The 15,509-nt window shown below is 64.1% G+C and carries 13 protein-coding genes; 8 read left to right on the top strand and 5 right to left on the bottom strand.

Annotated features, from left to right (window positions below):
* Positions 1–14 precede the first annotated feature (14 nt).
* Positions 15–914 carry a LysR substrate-binding domain-containing protein gene (locus tag CSQ91_RS22425; protein ID WP_099389682.1) on the top strand — a complete coding sequence of 300 codons (900 nt, stop codon included), beginning with the start codon at positions 15–17 and terminating at the stop codon, positions 912–914.
* Here CSQ91_RS22425 and CSQ91_RS22420 read toward each other — a convergent pair.
* Positions 911–1,663 (bottom strand): SDR family oxidoreductase, encoded by a 753-nt coding sequence (locus tag CSQ91_RS22420; RefSeq protein ID WP_070257866.1) that lies wholly within the window; start codon positions 1,661–1,663, stop codon positions 911–913. The genes CSQ91_RS22425 and CSQ91_RS22420 overlap by 4 nt on opposite strands.
* A gap of 117 nt (positions 1,664–1,780) precedes the next feature.
* Positions 1,781–2,812, bottom strand: coding sequence for a methyltransferase domain-containing protein (locus CSQ91_RS22415; RefSeq protein ID WP_099389681.1), 1,032 nt, complete (start codon positions 2,810–2,812; stop codon positions 1,781–1,783).
* A 130-nt stretch (positions 2,813–2,942) separates the two neighbouring features.
* Here CSQ91_RS22415 and CSQ91_RS22410 point away from each other — a divergent pair, with 130 nt between their 5' ends.
* Both CSQ91_RS22410 and CSQ91_RS22405 read left to right on the top strand, forming a co-directional pair.
* Positions 2,943–3,839 carry a helix-turn-helix transcriptional regulator gene (locus CSQ91_RS22410; protein ID WP_099389680.1) on the top strand — a complete coding sequence of 299 codons (897 nt, stop codon included), beginning with the start codon at positions 2,943–2,945 and terminating at the stop codon, positions 3,837–3,839.
* 55 nt (positions 3,840–3,894) lie between these two features.
* The gene (locus CSQ91_RS22405; protein WP_099389679.1) at positions 3,895–4,299 is read left to right on the top strand and encodes a VOC family protein; all 405 of its coding nucleotides are present in this window, start codon (positions 3,895–3,897) and stop codon (positions 4,297–4,299) included.
* Between the two features lie 124 nt (positions 4,300–4,423).
* Here CSQ91_RS22405 and CSQ91_RS22400 read toward each other — a convergent pair whose 3' ends face one another.
* Positions 4,424–7,294, bottom strand: coding sequence for an insulinase family protein (locus tag CSQ91_RS22400; protein ID WP_099389678.1), 2,871 nt, complete (start codon positions 7,292–7,294; stop codon positions 4,424–4,426).
* A 283-nt stretch (positions 7,295–7,577) separates the two neighbouring features.
* Here CSQ91_RS22400 and CSQ91_RS22395 point away from each other — a divergent pair, with 283 nt between their 5' ends.
* The 5 genes from CSQ91_RS22395 (at position 7,578) to CSQ91_RS22375 (ending at position 12,762) form a co-directional block, all read left to right on the top strand.
* Positions 7,578–8,990, top strand: a complete 1,413-nt coding sequence (locus tag CSQ91_RS22395) for a HAMP domain-containing sensor histidine kinase (protein ID WP_099389677.1) — start codon at positions 7,578–7,580, stop codon at positions 8,988–8,990.
* Positions 8,987–9,529, top strand: a complete 543-nt coding sequence (locus tag CSQ91_RS22390; protein ID WP_070282968.1) for a hypothetical protein — start codon at positions 8,987–8,989, stop codon at positions 9,527–9,529. Before CSQ91_RS22395 ends, CSQ91_RS22390 begins: the two co-directional genes overlap by 4 nt.
* Complete coding sequence (locus tag CSQ91_RS22385) at positions 9,526–10,893, top strand: sigma 54-interacting transcriptional regulator (protein WP_070257872.1); 1,368 nt, start codon at positions 9,526–9,528, stop codon at positions 10,891–10,893. Before CSQ91_RS22390 ends, CSQ91_RS22385 begins: the two co-directional genes overlap by 4 nt.
* A gap of 267 nt (positions 10,894–11,160) precedes the next feature.
* Positions 11,161–11,523 (top strand): BON domain-containing protein, encoded by a 363-nt coding sequence (locus tag CSQ91_RS22380; protein ID WP_034752546.1) that lies wholly within the window; start codon positions 11,161–11,163, stop codon positions 11,521–11,523.
* Between the two features lie 225 nt (positions 11,524–11,748).
* Positions 11,749–12,762: a bile acid:sodium symporter family protein gene (locus CSQ91_RS22375; protein WP_099389676.1), complete on the top strand. Its 1,014-nt coding sequence runs from the start codon at positions 11,749–11,751 to the stop codon at positions 12,760–12,762.
* On the opposite strand, the gene CSQ91_RS22370 is transcribed toward CSQ91_RS22375, so the two are convergent.
* Positions 12,714–14,198, bottom strand: a complete 1,485-nt coding sequence (locus CSQ91_RS22370; protein WP_257217445.1) for a UdgX family uracil-DNA binding protein — start codon at positions 14,196–14,198, stop codon at positions 12,714–12,716. The two genes, CSQ91_RS22375 and CSQ91_RS22370, sit on opposite strands and share 49 nt — an antisense overlap.
* Positions 14,174–15,406 (bottom strand): putative DNA modification/repair radical SAM protein, encoded by a 1,233-nt coding sequence (locus tag CSQ91_RS22365; protein ID WP_099389674.1) that lies wholly within the window; start codon positions 15,404–15,406, stop codon positions 14,174–14,176. Before CSQ91_RS22365 ends, CSQ91_RS22370 begins: the two co-directional genes overlap by 25 nt.
* Positions 15,407–15,509 lie beyond the last annotated feature (103 nt).

The raw sequence follows: 15,509 nt of genomic DNA, 5'->3' as shown, positions 1-15,509 counted from the left end.
ATCTCCGTCACGCCATGAGCTTGCTGAATTTCGACATCGCCTTCTTGCGCAGCTATGTGGCTGGCATCGAGCTGGGCAGCTTTGCCCGCGCGGCGGACAAGGTGGGCCGTTCCACCTCGGCCGTCAGCGCGCAGCTGAAAAAACTCGAGGAGCAGGCGGGCATGCCCCTGTTCCGCAAGGATGGCCGGGGACTGGCGCTGACGCCGGCCGGCGAAGTCTTGCTCGGCTATGCGCGCCGTTTGCTGGAACTCAACGACGAGGCGGCCGTCGCCTTGCGCGGCGCGGAACTGGAAGGCTGGATCCGGCTGGGCCTGCAAGAGGATTTTGGCGAAGCCTTGCTGCCCGACGTGCTGGGGCGCTTTGCCCGCGCGCATCCGAAGGTGCGCATCGAGGCGCACGTGGCGCGCAACACGGCCTTGATGCAAGGCCTGGCCATGGGCCAGCTAGACCTGGCCCTGCTGTGGGGCGGCGCGTGCATCGCCGACGTGGCCGAGTATCCGTCGCAGCAGCGCCAGCATATTGCCGAACCGGCCATGCGCTGGATCGCCTCGTCCAGCCTGGCCTGGCGGCCCGAGTCGGGCGAACCGTTGCCGCTCATTGCGTTCGACCGCGACTGCCTGTTCCAGCGCTGCGCCACGCAAGCGCTGGACCATGCCGGCATCGCCTGGCGCACGGCGTTTACCAGCCCCAGCCTGGCCGGTCTGTGGGCGGCGGCGGCAGCCGGGTTGGGCGTGACGGTGCGCACGGGCCTGGGCTTGCCCTCAACCGTGCGCGCGCTCGATCACGTGGCGGCGGGCTTGCCCGCCCTGCCCCCGTTGTCGCTGGAACTGCTGCGCGCCTCCAGCGTGCCGAGGCCGCCCGTCGAGCGGCTGGCCAGCCTGATCATCGAGTCGCTGCAACAAGATGCGGCTTAAAACTCCTGCACCGTCGGGCGCAGCACGATTTCATTGATGCTCACGTCGTCCGGCTGCCCGATCGCATACGCGACGGCGCGTGCCACGGCGTCGGCGGGGATGGCTTGCTTGTAAAACTCCTTCAAGCCGGCCGCGCTTTCCGCATGGCTGCTGCCGCCCGTCAGCTCCGTGGCGATGGCGCCCGGCAAGATGGTCGTGGTGCGGATGGTGCCGCCGCTGGCCGCCAGCTCATGGCGCAAGCCTTCCGAGATGGCGCTGACGGCAAACTTGGTGCCGCTGTAGACGGTCCCGCCAGGGCTGAAAACCTTTTGTCCCGCCACCGACGAGATATTGATGAAGTGGCCGCTGTTTTGTGCCTGGAAATGCGGCAGGACGGCAGCGATGCCATTCAACACGCCCTTGATGTTGATATCGATCATGTTGTTCCACTCGTCGACTTGCAAGGCGCTCATCGGCGCGATGGCCATCAACCCCGCATTGTTGATCAGCACATCGACCTTGCCGAACACGGCGAGGGCCGTATCGATCAGATTCTTGACCTCGGCAGGCACCGTGACGTCGGTATCGGCAATGGCGGCCTGGCCGCCGGCCGCCGTGATTTCCTCGGCGAGGATGGTGAGCAGATCCATGCGCCGCGCACCGAGCACGACGCAGGCGCCCAGTGTGGCCAGATGGCGTGCCGTGGCTTCGCCCAGGCCGCTGCTGGCACCGGTGATGACGACGACTTTCCCTGCGATATTTAGACTCATGATGGATTCCTTGTGGAGGCAGCAGAGTGCTGCGGATGACATCGATCAATGCTGGCACAGCTTAGCGCATTTGCGCCTTTTGTTGCTATAAAAAAGATAATTATTAAATGGTAATTGTTAGGCGCGCGCAATCAGCACCTGCACGGGCGCCATGGGGAAATCGCTGGCGCTGTATTGCTCCACTTGCCGCCAGCCCGTGTCGCGCAGCAGCTGCGCCAATTCTCCCTGCTGGGTTACCGTGCGGCCCAGCATGCGCATTGGCAAGTAATACGGCAGCACGCGCGCCGCGTCGCCGGCTGCCGGGGCGATTTCCGCCTGCACGCAGATGAAGACGCCTCCGGGTTTCAAGGCTGCATGGATCTTGCGCAAGGCCGCCGCCATGTCGGGCACGAAATGCAGCACGGACGAGCACCAGATCAGATCGTAGCCACTGCCGATATCGTCACTGTCCAGGTCGCCACCCAGCGTCTCCAGCCGGTCCGATAGTTGCGCATGGGCGATGTTGGCGGCCGCCACGGCCACCGTTTCCGGCCAGTCGAAAACGCAGCCTTGCAAGCCCGCATGGGCTTGTGCCAGTGCAATGGCAACCCAGCCCGGGCCGCCACCTACATCAAGCAGGCGCAGCGGCGTGTGACCGTTCGCAAACGGGGCGATGCGCTGCATCACGGACAGGGCCGCGCGCATGGTGACGGCGCGTTGTTCCTGGCCAATCTGCTGCTGCGCGGCAGCGGCCCAGTTGACCCCATTCGCCGTGCTGTACGGTGCGGCTTTGCCGCCCTCGCGCACCAGCGTACTGAGCTGCGTGGCGAAATGGCGCAGCGCATGCAGCCGGTACAGCCAGGCGTCGCCGCAAAAGGCCACGGAGTCGCGGCAGAAATACTGCAAGGTGGCGGCCGTGCAGCGGTAGCGCTGTGCCTCGTCATCGGCCGCATCGCGTTCCAGCACCTGCATGCTCCAGAGTAATTCCAGCAGCAGGGCCGTGTGCGGCGCATGCAGCGACAGGGTGTCGGCCAGTTGCGCCGGCGTGTGCGGCGTGACCAGCACCTCGAAAAAGCCCAGTTCCAGGGCGGCGGCCAGCCCATCGGCCTGGACGGGTGCGACGGCCAGGTCCCAATACGGTTGCAAGGCGTGTTGTGTGCTGAATGGCATGGTGCTTCCTTTCGGTGAGGTGGGCAAGAGCACCTATTTTATGCAACAATGAGAATAATTATCATTTGCATTTGTATGCGACCCGGTGCATTTCGTATGCGCGACGGCGCGCGGGAAAACAGGAGGAGCGATGATGGAACAGGACAGGGAAGCGGCAGGCTGGACGCGGCGCCAGCTCGATCCCGGCATGGGCGAGTGCCGCGCCGACCAGCGCCAGGTCGATCAGGGCTTGCTGCTCGTGCATTCCGATTACCGTCCGCGGCTGGCGCTCGTCGAGCAATCGAAGCATGACGATGCGGGCGGCATGGTGATCACCATCGGCCTGCAAGGCGTGTCCGGCTACACGACGCGCGATGGCGAACAATTGCGTTTCCGGGGGGGCCATACGACGGTGACGGCGTTTCGCCACGTCAGCGGCGAGCGGCGTTTCGAGGCGAATCAACGGGCGGCGCAATTGCGCGTGCTGGTCGCTGAAGACGCGCTGGCGCGCTACTGGTCGGAGGGCCTGGCGTCATTGTTACCTCACGGAGGCGCGCGCCAGCTGGCGCATGCGGCCACCACAGCTGCCTCCGCTCTGCAGGCGCGGGCGCTGCTGCGTGCGACGGACCCGCTGGCCGTGCATATCGGCGTGCTCAGTGTCCTGGCGGAACAGTTGCGGGCACTGCGCCCGGCGCCCGCGTCCGCTCCCGCGCCGCGCTGGCCCGAGGCCGACATGATCAAGCTGGAGCGTGCCTACGCGCTGATGCAGGAGCAGATGGCGCAAGACCTCACGCTCGATTACCTGTGCGCGCAAGTGGGGCTGAGCCTGTTCAAGCTCAAGCAGGGATGGCGCTACCGCTACAACGATAGTCCGCAGCGCACCCTGCTGGCGCTGCGCATGCAGCGGGCAAAGTTACTGCTGGAAAATGGTTGCCAGGTGGCGCAAGCGGGCTGGCAAACGGGCTATCGCCATCCGTCCAATTTCAGCGCCGCGTTCAGCCGCTATTTCGGCTACGCGCCGAAGACCGTGGGACGCGCTGGCACGTAAAAAGCCGGTGTAGAATCGGCGGGCAGCATTTTTCATCTCACCTGAAGGAGACATGATGGCCCGCAAAATATTTGTCAATCTACCCGTCCAGTCGCTGGAACGCTCCGTGGCGTTTTTCACGGCGCTGGGCTTCAGTTTCAATGCTCATTTCACGGATGAAACGGCAACGTGCATGATCGTCGCCGACGACATTTTCGTGATGCTGTTGACGCACGACAAATTCCAGCAATTCACGCCCAAGCAGCTGTGCGATACCAAGGTGGCGACGGAAGTGCTCGTGTGCCTGTCGGCCGAGAGCCGCGGCGAAGTCGATGAGCTGGTGGCGAAGGCCGTCCAGGCGGGCGGCAGCATCTACAAGGAGCCGATGGATTTCGGCTTCATGTATGGCCACAGTTTCCAGGATATGGATGGACATCAGTGGGAGCTGATGTACATGGAACCAGGCGCCGTACCTGGCTGATAGGTGGTGGTGTCTGGTGGTGTCGGATTACGCGGCGTGCCGCCGCTAAGCCGACCTACGCGACAGATCGGGTAGGTCGGATTAGCGCGGCAACGCCGCGCGTAATCCGACGTCTCCGGCCAGCTCAGGAAGCCAGCGCCAGCAGATCGACCACGTCCAGCCCGGCCAGGTCTTGCGTCGTATTGCCCGCAAACGCGGCGCGGCTCGGCTGGCCGTTCTTCAGCCAGGTGCGCGTGACAGCCTTGATCTGCGTCAGGGTGCAATTGAGCACGCCGGTGCGGAATTGCTGGCGCACGGCTTCCGTCGTGCCGCGCTGCTGCATGTTCCACGCCGTCAGCGCTTCCGCGTATGGCGAGTGCGGCTTGTCGAGGCCCTTGATGACGCAGATGATGGCTTCTTCCACTTGTTCCTGCGAGAAATCGCCGTCGAGGATTTGATCCAGGGTCGTGCCGAAGTCGGTGTACGTGCCGGCCAGGCGCGGATCGCGGTAGGAGCTCAACGTAAACGTGCCGGCGCCGGCCGCATAGCTGGCGCTGCCGCCATAGGCGCCGCCTTTTTCGCGCAGGGCCGTATGCAGCACCTGGTTGGTCATCAGTTCGGCGGCCACGGCCAGGGCGGACGCGTCCGGATTGTGCACGCCAGGCACGGCCCAGGACACGAAGCAATGGTTGATCTGGCTCGTCGCATGCAGGGCCGTGTTGGCCAGCGGCAAGGCAGTTGGCGTTGCCGTGTCGCTTGGCGTCGTGGCGTCGGTGCTGGCTGCCGGCAATTCCAGCAAGCGGGCCAGGGTGATGCCATCCTGCTCCAGGCCTGCGCACAGCACGGTCGGCTGCTGGGCGATGATGTGCGCGTGCAGGGTGTCGAGTTCGCGCGCGATTTCCTGCAAGCCTGCCGACGTCTTGCTCAATTGCTGCAAGCGGCGGTAGAACGGCAGCGCTGCCGGGCCGCCGACGATGTCGTCGAAGCGGCGCGTGGGCGACAGCGGCGCTGCCGCAGCGAGCATGGCGTAGCGGTTGCCCGATTCGGCCAAGCTGCTCAATTTGTCCTGCACCAGGCTTTCGATCAGAAAGGCCAGGCGTTCTTCTTCATCGAAGCGGGGCTTGGCGATCCAGGCCGACAGCACGGCGGCGATCGCCGCGTGTTCTTCACGCAAGCCGCTGGCCGAGAACGACAATTCCACGCGCATCGCTTGTTGCGGGCGGGGAATGGCTTCCAGGCCGATGTGGAACGAGGGAACCATGCTTTGGCGCCACGCGCTGGCATCGTCGAACGACATGTCGCCCACGCCCAGTTCCGGCGCCAGGTCCGTGTACAGGCGCAGCCAGGGCCACGACGCTTCCGGCAGGTTCGACACGTCGTACAGCACGTTGGCATAACTGATGCCGTTCGAGGCGATACTGAACGCCACGGCGCCATCGACGGCGGCGGGAATCGGCAGGGCCGGGCGCGGCAAGGCGCTGACGTCGCCCGGGCGGATGCGCGGCAAGACTTCGGAATTCGACGGCAGCTGCTGATGCGCTTCCAGCGCGGCGGACTCGGCGATGATGTGCTCGCGTTCGGCGTCCGTCAGCGTCGCTTGCAGGGCCGCCAGCTTGGCGTCTTCCTGCGCGGCGCGGTCCGTGAAGTAGGCGCTGTCGGGCACCACGTGGGTCGTCAAACGGGTCGGATTGGCGATCAGCTCGCGCACCAGTTGCTTGAAGAATTCCGGGTCTTCGATCTGCTGTTCCAGCGTTTCCAGGATGGCCGCGTTGTCGAACGCATCCATCACGTCGCCGCCGTACATGGCCAGCGGCAAGGCGTGCAGCAAGCGGCCCAGGCCGTATGGCATGCGGCCGCTGCTGATTTCGCGCTGGCTGTACTTGATGTCGCGCAAGGCCGCGTGCAGCACGGCGGCGGGAATACCCTCTTGCGCCGTCTCTTCCAGGGCCGTCCAGATGCGCTGGTGCGCATCGGCGATTTGTTCTTTGGTTAAACCTTCCATGCCGATGTGGAACACCATCTGGCGGATGCCCGCGTCGCGGCCATTCATATCCGATGGGCGGCCATAGCCGGCCGATTCCATGGCGCGCATGATGGGCGCCGACGATTCGCCCAGCAAGCCGTGCGACAGCAGATGCGCGTGGTAGTACGCGATGGGGTCGCTCGACTCGCCCATCAGCCAGGCGAATTGCAGGCCGAACTCATCGTCGCGCGCTTCCTGCGACGGAATCTTGACGATGTTTTCCTGCGGCGTGGTCCACGCGGGCGCCAGCTGCGGCAGGCGGCGTTCGGAGAAACCGCTGAGCTTGGACAGCACGCGCTCGGCGACTTGTTCCTGCACGGCCGACGCTTCGATATTGCCGGCGGTCATGATCACGGCTTGCGACGGATGGTAGTGGCTGGCGTGGAATTCTTTCAGCATGTCATGCGTCAGTTCCGGGATCACCAGCGGATCGCCGCCCGACTCCACTTCATACGTCGTACCCTTGAGCAAGGCGCTGGCGATGCCGCTGTCGAGCGCGCGCATGGGGCTGTTGAAAGCGCCCTTCATTTCATTGAAGACGATGCCCTGGTACACCAGCTTGTCGCCTTCGAACGCATGGCGCCAGCCTTCCTGGCGGAAATTCAGGTAATCGAGGTTCGGGAAGAAGGCCGCGTCCAGGTAGACGTCGAGCAAGTTGAAGAAATCCTTGCGGTCGGTGCTGGCGAACGGGTACACGGTGCGGTCCGGATAGGTCATCGCATTCATGAACGTGGCCGTCGAGCGGCGCAGCATCGAGAAGAAGGGGTCGCGCACCGGGTAGCGGGACGAGCCGCACAAGGCCAGGTGCTCGAGGATGTGGGCGCGCCCGTCGCTCACTTCCGGCACAGTGGGAAAGGCCACCAGGAACACCATCTCAGCCTGCTCGGTATGCATGTGGATATGGCGCATGCCCGTTGCTGGCTCGACATATTGTTCGATGGTTGCCTGCAAGACTGGAATGAAGTTGCTGCTGACTTTTTCAAATGTGCTCATGCGGTATGGGATCTCTGCGGTAGGTGATTCGGAGTGTCAGTGGGGCTGCATCACATATGGGGGCAAACTGGCGCAATGCCAGGGCGGGACCCAGTTTGATGCCTGTATGAAGCTTTTCCCTATTGTACTAGGAGTATTCGTGCGCCGCCGCCGGGGCCTTGCTGGCGGCTGGAAAAGCGACAGTGTTGCAAAATAGATTACATTTCGGTGGCTGGCGTCTCCGAATGAAAGCTTAGCGTACCATGCGCCTTTTACTGTCCAGACTGACCCGAAGGCGCCTACCTTGTCCCGACTTTCCTTTCGCCAACTGTTATTTGCCGCCTTCATTTTGACGACGGGCATTTTGACGGCCACCTCCGTGCAAGCCTTGCTGACCCTGGAACACCTGGCGCAGCTGGGGCGCGAGACGGCGGCGCAGGCGATTGCCTTGACGGAACAGTCGCAGCGCCTGTCCGAGCGCACGCTGGCCATGGAGCGCAGCGCACGCCAATTCCTCGTGCTCGACGACCCCGTGTTCCGCGAGCGCTACGCGGCGGCCCGCGACGAAGCGACGGCGGCGCTGCAAGTGCTGAACCGTGCCACGCCCGAGTTCGCTCCCCAGCTGGCCGACGAATGGACGGTGCAGGCGCAATCGGCGTGGGAAGTCTTGCAAGCGGGTAAGCGCCGCAAGCGCGATGGCCACGCCGTCGTATACCGCGCGTTTGCCCGCATGACGCAGATCAATGACAGCCTGGCGCGCGAAAGCAAGACGGAAATCGGCAGCCGCAACGACGCCCTGCTGGCCGAGCTGGAACGCCAGCGCCGCCTGCTGGGCGTGCTGGTGGGCGGCGCCGTGCTGCTGGCGGCCGTGCTGGCCACCTGCTTTGGCTTCTTGCTGTCGCGCCCGCTGCGTCGCATCGAGACGGCCATCGAGCGCCTGGGCGACAAGCGCTACGACCAGCCCATCGTCGTCGGCGGACCGGCCGATACGCGCCGCCTGGGCCAGCAGCTCGACTGGCTGCGCCAGCGCCTGGCCGATCTCGATGCCGACAAGGAGCGTTTTCTGCGCCACATTTCGCATGAGTTGAAAACCCCGCTGGCAGCCCTGCGCGAAGGCGTGGCCTTGCTGGAAGACGAGGTGGCCGGCAAGCTCAGCGACAGCCAGCGCGAAATCGCCGGCATCCTGCAGCAAAACACGGCCTCGCTGCAAACCCAGATCGAAGACTTGCTGCGCTACAATACCGCCGCTTTTGACGCCCAGCACCTGGCGCACAGCAAGGTCGATTTGCTGGTCTTGCTGCAAGATGTGGTGGCCGGGCAGCGCCTGCAATGGCTGGCGCGCCGTTTGACGGTCGAGGTGCAGGGCGAGTCCCTGATCGTGCAGGCCGACCGCGACAAGCTGGCGACGGCCTTGGCGAACCTGTTGTCGAATGCCGTGCGCTTCAGCCCGGAAGGCGGCACCGTACGGTTTACCCTGTCTTGCGAAGGCGACCGCGTGCGTATCGACTGCATCGACGAGGGAGCCGGCGTGGCGCCCGAGGATGCCGCGCGGATTTTTGAACCGTTTTACCAGGGAGTGCGCCAGGCGGCCGGCGCGCGCAACGGCAATGGCATCGGCCTGTCCATCGTGCGCGAATATATCGCCGCCCACGATGGCAGCGTCACTCTTTTACCGCGCCCCGCCGGCGCGCATTTTCGGATAGAACTGCCCTTATGATGACGAGAATTTCCCTGGCCGGCATGGCCGCCAGCGCGCTGCTGTTGGGCGCTTGCGCCGCCAAGCCCCCCATCCAGACGCCCGTGCTGGTGCAAACGCCGCCGCGCGTGGTGGTGGTGGCCGATCCCCAGCTGACCGAATTGCTGGCGTATCAAGGCGCCTTGCGCCTGATGACGCCGTCGGAACTGGTGAAAGCGCAGCTGGACCTGGCCAAGGCAGATCACGCGCCGCACAACACGCTACGCCGCGCCATGCTGCAAGCGGCCTTGCGCGGTCCCGGCGACCTGGCCCGCGCGCAAGCCTTGCTGGAACCGCTGGCCACGGCCACGGGCAAGGACGCGCAATTGTTGGCGCCGTTGGCGCAATTGCTCGGCAGCCAGTATGCGGAGCTGCGCCGCCAGGAAGAGAGCATCGACAAGCTCAACACGCAGTTGCGCGACGCCCAGCGCCGCATCGACCAGCTCAATGAAAAACTGGAAGCACTGAAAAACATCGAGCGCAGCCTGTCCGTGCGCCCTGCCGCGGGAGCGCCGAAATGAGCGAGCACGCCCACATTCTATTGGTCGACGACGATCCCGACCTGCTGCGCCTGCTGACCATCCGCCTGAAGGCGGGCAACTATCGGGTCACGGCCGTGGGCAGCGCGGAAGCGGCACTGGCGCGCCTGGCCGTGGAATTGCCGGCCCTGGTCATTACCGACGTGCAATTACCGGGTCGCGACGGCCTGGCCTTGTTCGATGAAATCCGCCGCCAGCATTCGGCCCTGCCCGTGATTCTCTTGACGGCGCACGGTACCATCCCCGACGCCGTCGACGCGACGGCGCGCGGCGCGTTTGCCTACCTGACGAAACCGTTCGACGGCAAGCTGCTGATGGAAAAAGTGGCGTATGCCATCAACTTGTCCACCGTCATGCCGGCGGCAGCGTCCGGTGACGAGAGCTGGCGTGCCGAGCTGATCAGCCGCAGTTCGCAGATGGCCGAACTGCTGGCCGAAGCCAAGCTGGTGGCGGGATCGGACGCCAGCATCCTGATCCGCGGACCCTCCGGCACGGGCAAGGAATTGCTGGCGCGTGCCCTGCACAACGCCAGCCGTCGCGCCAAGGCGCCGTTCATTGCCGTCAACTGCGGCGCCATTCCCGAGCAGCTGCTGGAATCGGAACTGTTTGGCCACGTCAAAGGTTCGTTTACGGGGGCCGTCGGCAATCGTGAAGGCTTGTTCCAGGCGGCAGATGGCGGCACCCTGTTTTTAGATGAGATCGGCGACATGCCCTTGCCGCTGCAGGTGAAACTGCTGCGCGTGCTGCAGGAGCGGGCCGTACGCCCCGTGGGCGCCGACCAGACGCGTCCGGTCGACGTGCGGCTCCTGTCCGCCACGCACCGCGACCTGGACGTGGCCATGCAGGAGGGGCAATTCCGCGAAGACTTGTATTACCGCCTGAACGTGGTGACCTTGACCCTACCGCCGCTGGCCGAGCGCCGCGAAGATATCTCCCTGCTGGCGAACCATTTCCTGCAGAAACTGGCGGCCAAGTACCAGAAACCCCTGAATGGCTTCGCGCCCGATGCCTTGACTGCCCTGGTGGCCGCGCCATGGCCCGGCAATGTGCGCCAGTTGGTCAATGTCGTCGAGCAAGTGTGCGCGCTGGCCACGGCGCCGCTGGTGCCCTTGTCCCTGGTGCAGCGCGCGCTGCGCGTGCCGTCCCTGGAGGCGCTCAGCTACAACGAAGCCAAGCAGCGCTTCGAGCGCGATTACCTGATCCAATTGCTGCGCCTGACGGATGGCAATGTGGCCGACGCGGCCCGCCTGGCCGACCGCAACCGCACGGAGTTCTATCGTTTATTACAGAAATACGAGCTGACGCCGGCCCTGTTCCGGCTTGACGGCGACCCTGTCGCTGAATAGCGACAAAAATAAAGCTTTGAAAATCAGGGACTTGGCGTAAAACATTGACGGTCTTGCCACAAGCTGTCGCTGTCAGGCGACAAAAAGCCCCGTTTTTCCGGCCAGATCCGTCTGAAACACGCTGGAAAAATCGAGTTAGAATGTAAGTCGTTGATTTTCAAGGAAATTTAAAAGCTGGCACGGTGCTTGCTGTATGGGTAGATGTGACGCTTCAAAGTGTTGCTTTATCCAAGTAAGAAGCTTTTAACTTCATTGAGAGGAACTACCATGCAAACATCGAAACTGTTCAATACCCTGGTTGCCGCTATCGTACTGTCGGGCGCCTCGATCACCGCTTCGCATGCAGCTGACTCCGCCCCAAAAGCACAAGCTCCTGCTGACACCGTAGTGGCCGCCAACGCTGCCGCTGCCGTCCCTGATGAAACCATCACTTCCTCGGCCAAGGCCGCCCTGAGCGCCGATGCGCAAGCCGCTGCCCTGCCAGTCAAGGTAGCAACCCAGCAAGGTGTGGTCGTCCTGTCGGGCGACGTGCCGAGCGCCGAAGCGGGTGACCGCGTCGTGCAGATCGTCGCTTCCGTGAGCGGCGTGAAAGAAATCAAGAACGAGCTGAAAGTCAAAGCCGCCGGTTAATCCCCTCGCGGTAACGCCTCGCGCTGTACTTTACTCCGGGTTGCCCTGTCTGCGGACAGGGCATTTTTTTGTCTGTCCGGTTTGCGCCGAAAAGCCAGGCCATGCCATCAGGCAAGGAATTGGGCAATACAGGTAGAATAGCCAGTACTGGCGCCGCTCCCGGCGCTGTTTGTCATCCCCGGCACAGCATGCTGTTGCAAGGCTGTACCGTTACCAGGCTACCGCATGTCTTCTTTTTCCCCCGCTGCCCTGTTGCGCAATCTGAAACCCGATAATTTCACCATCGCCCTGCTCGTCACCGTGGGGCTGGCCACATTCCTGCCCTGCACGGGCCAGACGGCCGTGGTCTTCGGCAACATCACCACGATTGCCATCGGCGCCCTGTTCTTCCTGCATGGTGCCAAGCTGTCGCGCGAAGCCGTGGTGGCCGGCGCCATGCACTGGCGACTGCACTTGCTGGTGCTGGCCAGCACCTTTGTCCTGTTTCCGCTGCTGGGCCTGGCCCTGCGTCCGCTGGCGCTGACCTTCCTCACGCCCGACCTGTACATGGGCATTTTGTTCCTGTGCGCGCTGCCCTCTACTGTGCAATCCTCGATCGCCATGACGGCCATGGCGCGCGGCAACGTACCGGCCGCCATCTGCAGCGCCTCGGCCTCGAACTTCATCGGCATCTTCCTCGCCCCCATCCTCGTGGGCTTGCTGGTGGCCAAGGGCGCGGAAAGCAAGTCGTCGGTGGACGCCGTGCTGTCCATCGTCATGCAACTGCTGCTGCCATTCCTGGCCGGCCAGTTCCTGCGTCGCTGGATCGGCCGTTGGGTTGACCGCCATAAAGCCACCCTGAAATATGTCGATCAGGGTTCGATCTTGCTGGTGGTCTACACGGCCTTCAGCGAAGCCGTCAGCGAAGGCCTGTGGCATACGATTTCGGTGGAAACCCTGGTCGCCCTGGGCTTGATCAGCCTGCTGCTGCTGGCGCTGGTGCTGGGCATTTCCACCTTCATCAGCCGCCGCCTGGGTTTCAACAAGGAAGACGAAATCGCCATCGTCTTTTGCGCCTCGAAGAAAAGCCTGGCCAGCGGCGTGCCGATGGCCAAGGTGCTGTTTTCCACCCGTTCGCTGGGCATGGTGATCTTGCCGCTGATGTTGTTCCACCAGATTCAGCTGATGATCTGCGCCGTGATCGCGCAACGCTATGCGCGGCGCGATGAGGGGCAGGAAGTGCCTGCTTCAACGCTGTGATGGCTATCCTGCCCTAGCAGCAGCGCCTGCCGCAACCCCGCCACGATCACTTCGTAAGCCTGCCGCCGGCTCCCCTCATCCGGCGCGCGCAGCACATACGAGGGGTGATATACGGCGACCACCCAGCGTCCATCGTGCCGGATGGGCGTGCCGACCAGCGGCGTCATGCTTGCCGCGCCGTCCTGCAGGATGGACTTCAATGCCGTGCTGCCCAGCGCCACGATCACTTGCGGTTTCACGCTGGCCAATTCCTGTTCCAGCCAGCCATGGCAGGCGAGGATCTCGCGCTGCGCTGGCGTCTTGTGCAGGCGGCGCTTGCCACGAGGTTCCCACTTGAAATGCTTGACGGCATTGGTCAGGTAAATACTGTCGCGTGCCATGCCCGCTTCCTGCAGCGCCTGGTCCAGCAGCGCGCCGGCCGGGCCCACGAACGGCAAGCCTGCCAGGTCTTCCTGGTCGCCCGGCTGCTCACCCACCAGCATGATGCGCGCCTGAGAAGGCCCCGTGCCGGGCACGGCTTGCGTGGCGTGCTGCCACAGCGCGCAGCGGCGGCATTGGTCCAGGGTGGTGGGCAGGTCGCGCGGGGGCTGGGCGCGCTCGGCGGAGACCGGGATCATGGTCGCGCCGCTGCGCTGGCCCACGCTGGCCGTCTGGCCCGTGCGCCGTTCGCCGTTGGCGGCGCCGCTGAGCATGGCGGGCACGATGGCGCCTTCCGGCAAATTCTTCCAGAAACGCGAGGGGATATGGCTGCGCAGCAGGCCGGCATTGACGCGCGCGGGATTGAAGATGCTGCGGTAGTAGGTCAGCCACAGGGCTTCGCCCGCATCGTCGATATCGGCCGCGCCGCGCAGCAGGGCCGGTCCCGCGTGCAAGGTCGTGCCATCCCACAGCATGCTGGCGGTCGGCGTGGCGATCATCCAGCTGTTGGCTCCCATGCGGCGGGCGAAGTGGCGCGCCACCTGCGGCAGCACCTCGTGCGTGGGCTCGAACCAGGCCACGAAGCGTGGTGCGCCCTCACTTTCCGCCCGCTCGAGGAAACGCACATACGCATGCATGTCGTGCTCTTCGCGGCGCACGGCCTTGGCCATGGCATGCAGGCGCGCACCGTCCGCGTCGGCGGGAGAAAGTACATCGTGCTGGTCCAGTTGCCAGCGCCAGAGCACCTGGTACAGGAATGCCCAGCGGTCATGCACGTTGAAACAGGCGGCGCTTTCCAGCAATTCCACCAGGGAACGGGGCAGGCGCAGCAGTGGCGCGCTGGTATCCGTCGCATCTGGCGTCGAGGAAAACAGGTCGCCATCACCGGGCTGTGACTGCCAGGCAACGTCGGCAGGCGGCACGCCGCGCGCGATCAGTTCGCGCGCGGCCGCGCGCCACTCGTCGAACGATTGCGCCAGCCGCACCACCGTACTCATGCGGCCTGCAGCTCCGGCCATAAATTCATCTGCTGCGGCGCTTCCGCCATGGCGCGGCGCAGGTGTTCCGAGGCAGTGGTGTCGCGCGCGGGAAAGTAGTCGGCCGTGATGATGAAGGGAGCGATTTTCTTCATGCTGCAGCGCAGGCGCGACAGGTCGGCGTAGCGCACTTGCCGCAACTGGCGCAGGTCGACGATGCGCTGCGCGTTGCGCAGGCCGATGCCGGGCACGCGGGCAATCATGTGCTGCGCCGCGCGGTTCAAGTCCAGCGGAAAATGTTCGCGGTGCGCCAGGGCCCACGCCAGTTTCGGATCGATGTCGAGCGCCAGGTTGCCGCCCGTGGCGGGCAGCAGTTCGCTGGCCTGGAAACCATAGCTGCGCAGTAAGAAATCGGCCTGGTACAGCCGGTGTTCGCGCAGCATGGGCGGCGGCGCCAGCGGCACGCTTTTCGGGCTGTCGGGGATGGGGCTGAAGGCCGAGTAATACACGCGCTTGAGTTTGTAGCTGCCATACAAGGTCTCAGCCGTGGAGAGGATTTGCTGGTCGTCGCTGGCGTCGGCGCCGACGATCATCTGCGTGCTTTGCCCGGCCGGCGCGAAACGCGGCGCGCGCGGTTCTTCCGCTTTCTCATCGAGCTTGCGGCGGATGGCGCCCATGGCCAGCTTAATCGTATGCACGCTTTTTTCTGGCGCCAGCTTTTGCACGCTGTCCTGCGTCGGCAGTTCGATATTGACGCTGAGCCGGTCGGCATAGCGGCCCGCCTGTGCGATCAGGGCGGGATCGGCGTCCGGAATGGTTTTCAGGTGGATATAGCCGCGGAACTGGTGCACCTCGCGCAACTCGCGCGCCACCTGCACCAGCTGCTCCATCGTATAGTCGGCCGACTGGATGATGCCGGAACTGAGGAACAGGCCGTCGATATAGTTGCGCAGGTAAAAGTCGGCCGTCAGCTTGACCACCTCGGCCACCGTAAACCGCGCGCGCGGCACATTCGAGCTGCGGCGGTTGACGCAGTACTGGCAATCGTACAGGCAGTAATTCGTCAGCAGTACTTTCAGCAGCGAAACGCAGCGCCCGTCCGGCGTATAGCTGTGGCAAATGCCCATGCCCGTGGTGGCGCCAAAGCCGTCCTTGCCGATGGAATCGCGCTTGGGCGCGCCGCTGCTGGCGCAGGACGCGTCGTACTTGGCCGCATCGGCCAGGATTTCCAGCTTGTCCGTCAATTCCATGGCTCACCTCGATATACTGTGTTTATATACAGTATATCAGGAATGTGCAGCGACATTGCCTGCAAAGGGCCGTGTCTTTTGAATATGGAAGAATGGCCTGAAA

Source organism: Janthinobacterium sp. BJB301 (assembly GCF_002735685.1).
Lineage (GTDB): Bacteria > Pseudomonadota > Gammaproteobacteria > Burkholderiales > Burkholderiaceae_D > Janthinobacterium > Janthinobacterium lividum.
This window is presented reverse-complemented; position numbering and strand designations above follow the sequence as displayed.

Coding starts and splice junctions, on each gene's coding strand:
- CSQ91_RS22425 (WP_099389682.1), top strand. CDS start 15: ATGAGCTTGCTGAATTTCGACATCGCCTTCTTGCGCAGCTATGTGGCT.
- CSQ91_RS22420 (WP_070257866.1), bottom strand. CDS start 1,663: ATGAGTCTAAATATCGCAGGGAAAGTCGTCGTCATCACCGGTGCCAGC.
- CSQ91_RS22415 (WP_099389681.1), bottom strand. CDS start 2,812: ATGCCATTCAGCACACAACACGCCTTGCAACCGTATTGGGACCTGGCC.
- CSQ91_RS22410 (WP_099389680.1), top strand. CDS start 2,943: ATGATGGAACAGGACAGGGAAGCGGCAGGCTGGACGCGGCGCCAGCTC.
- CSQ91_RS22405 (WP_099389679.1), top strand. CDS start 3,895: ATGGCCCGCAAAATATTTGTCAATCTACCCGTCCAGTCGCTGGAACGC.
- CSQ91_RS22400 (WP_099389678.1), bottom strand. CDS start 7,294: ATGAGCACATTTGAAAAAGTCAGCAGCAACTTCATTCCAGTCTTGCAG.
- CSQ91_RS22390 (WP_070282968.1), top strand. CDS start 8,987: ATGATGACGAGAATTTCCCTGGCCGGCATGGCCGCCAGCGCGCTGCTG.
- CSQ91_RS22385 (WP_070257872.1), top strand. CDS start 9,526: ATGAGCGAGCACGCCCACATTCTATTGGTCGACGACGATCCCGACCTG.
- CSQ91_RS22380 (WP_034752546.1), top strand. CDS start 11,161: ATGCAAACATCGAAACTGTTCAATACCCTGGTTGCCGCTATCGTACTG.
- CSQ91_RS22375 (WP_099389676.1), top strand. CDS start 11,749: ATGTCTTCTTTTTCCCCCGCTGCCCTGTTGCGCAATCTGAAACCCGAT.
- CSQ91_RS22370 (WP_257217445.1), bottom strand. CDS start 14,198: ATGGCCGGAGCTGCAGGCCGCATGAGTACGGTGGTGCGGCTGGCGCAA.
- CSQ91_RS22365 (WP_099389674.1), bottom strand. CDS start 15,406: ATGGAATTGACGGACAAGCTGGAAATCCTGGCCGATGCGGCCAAGTAC.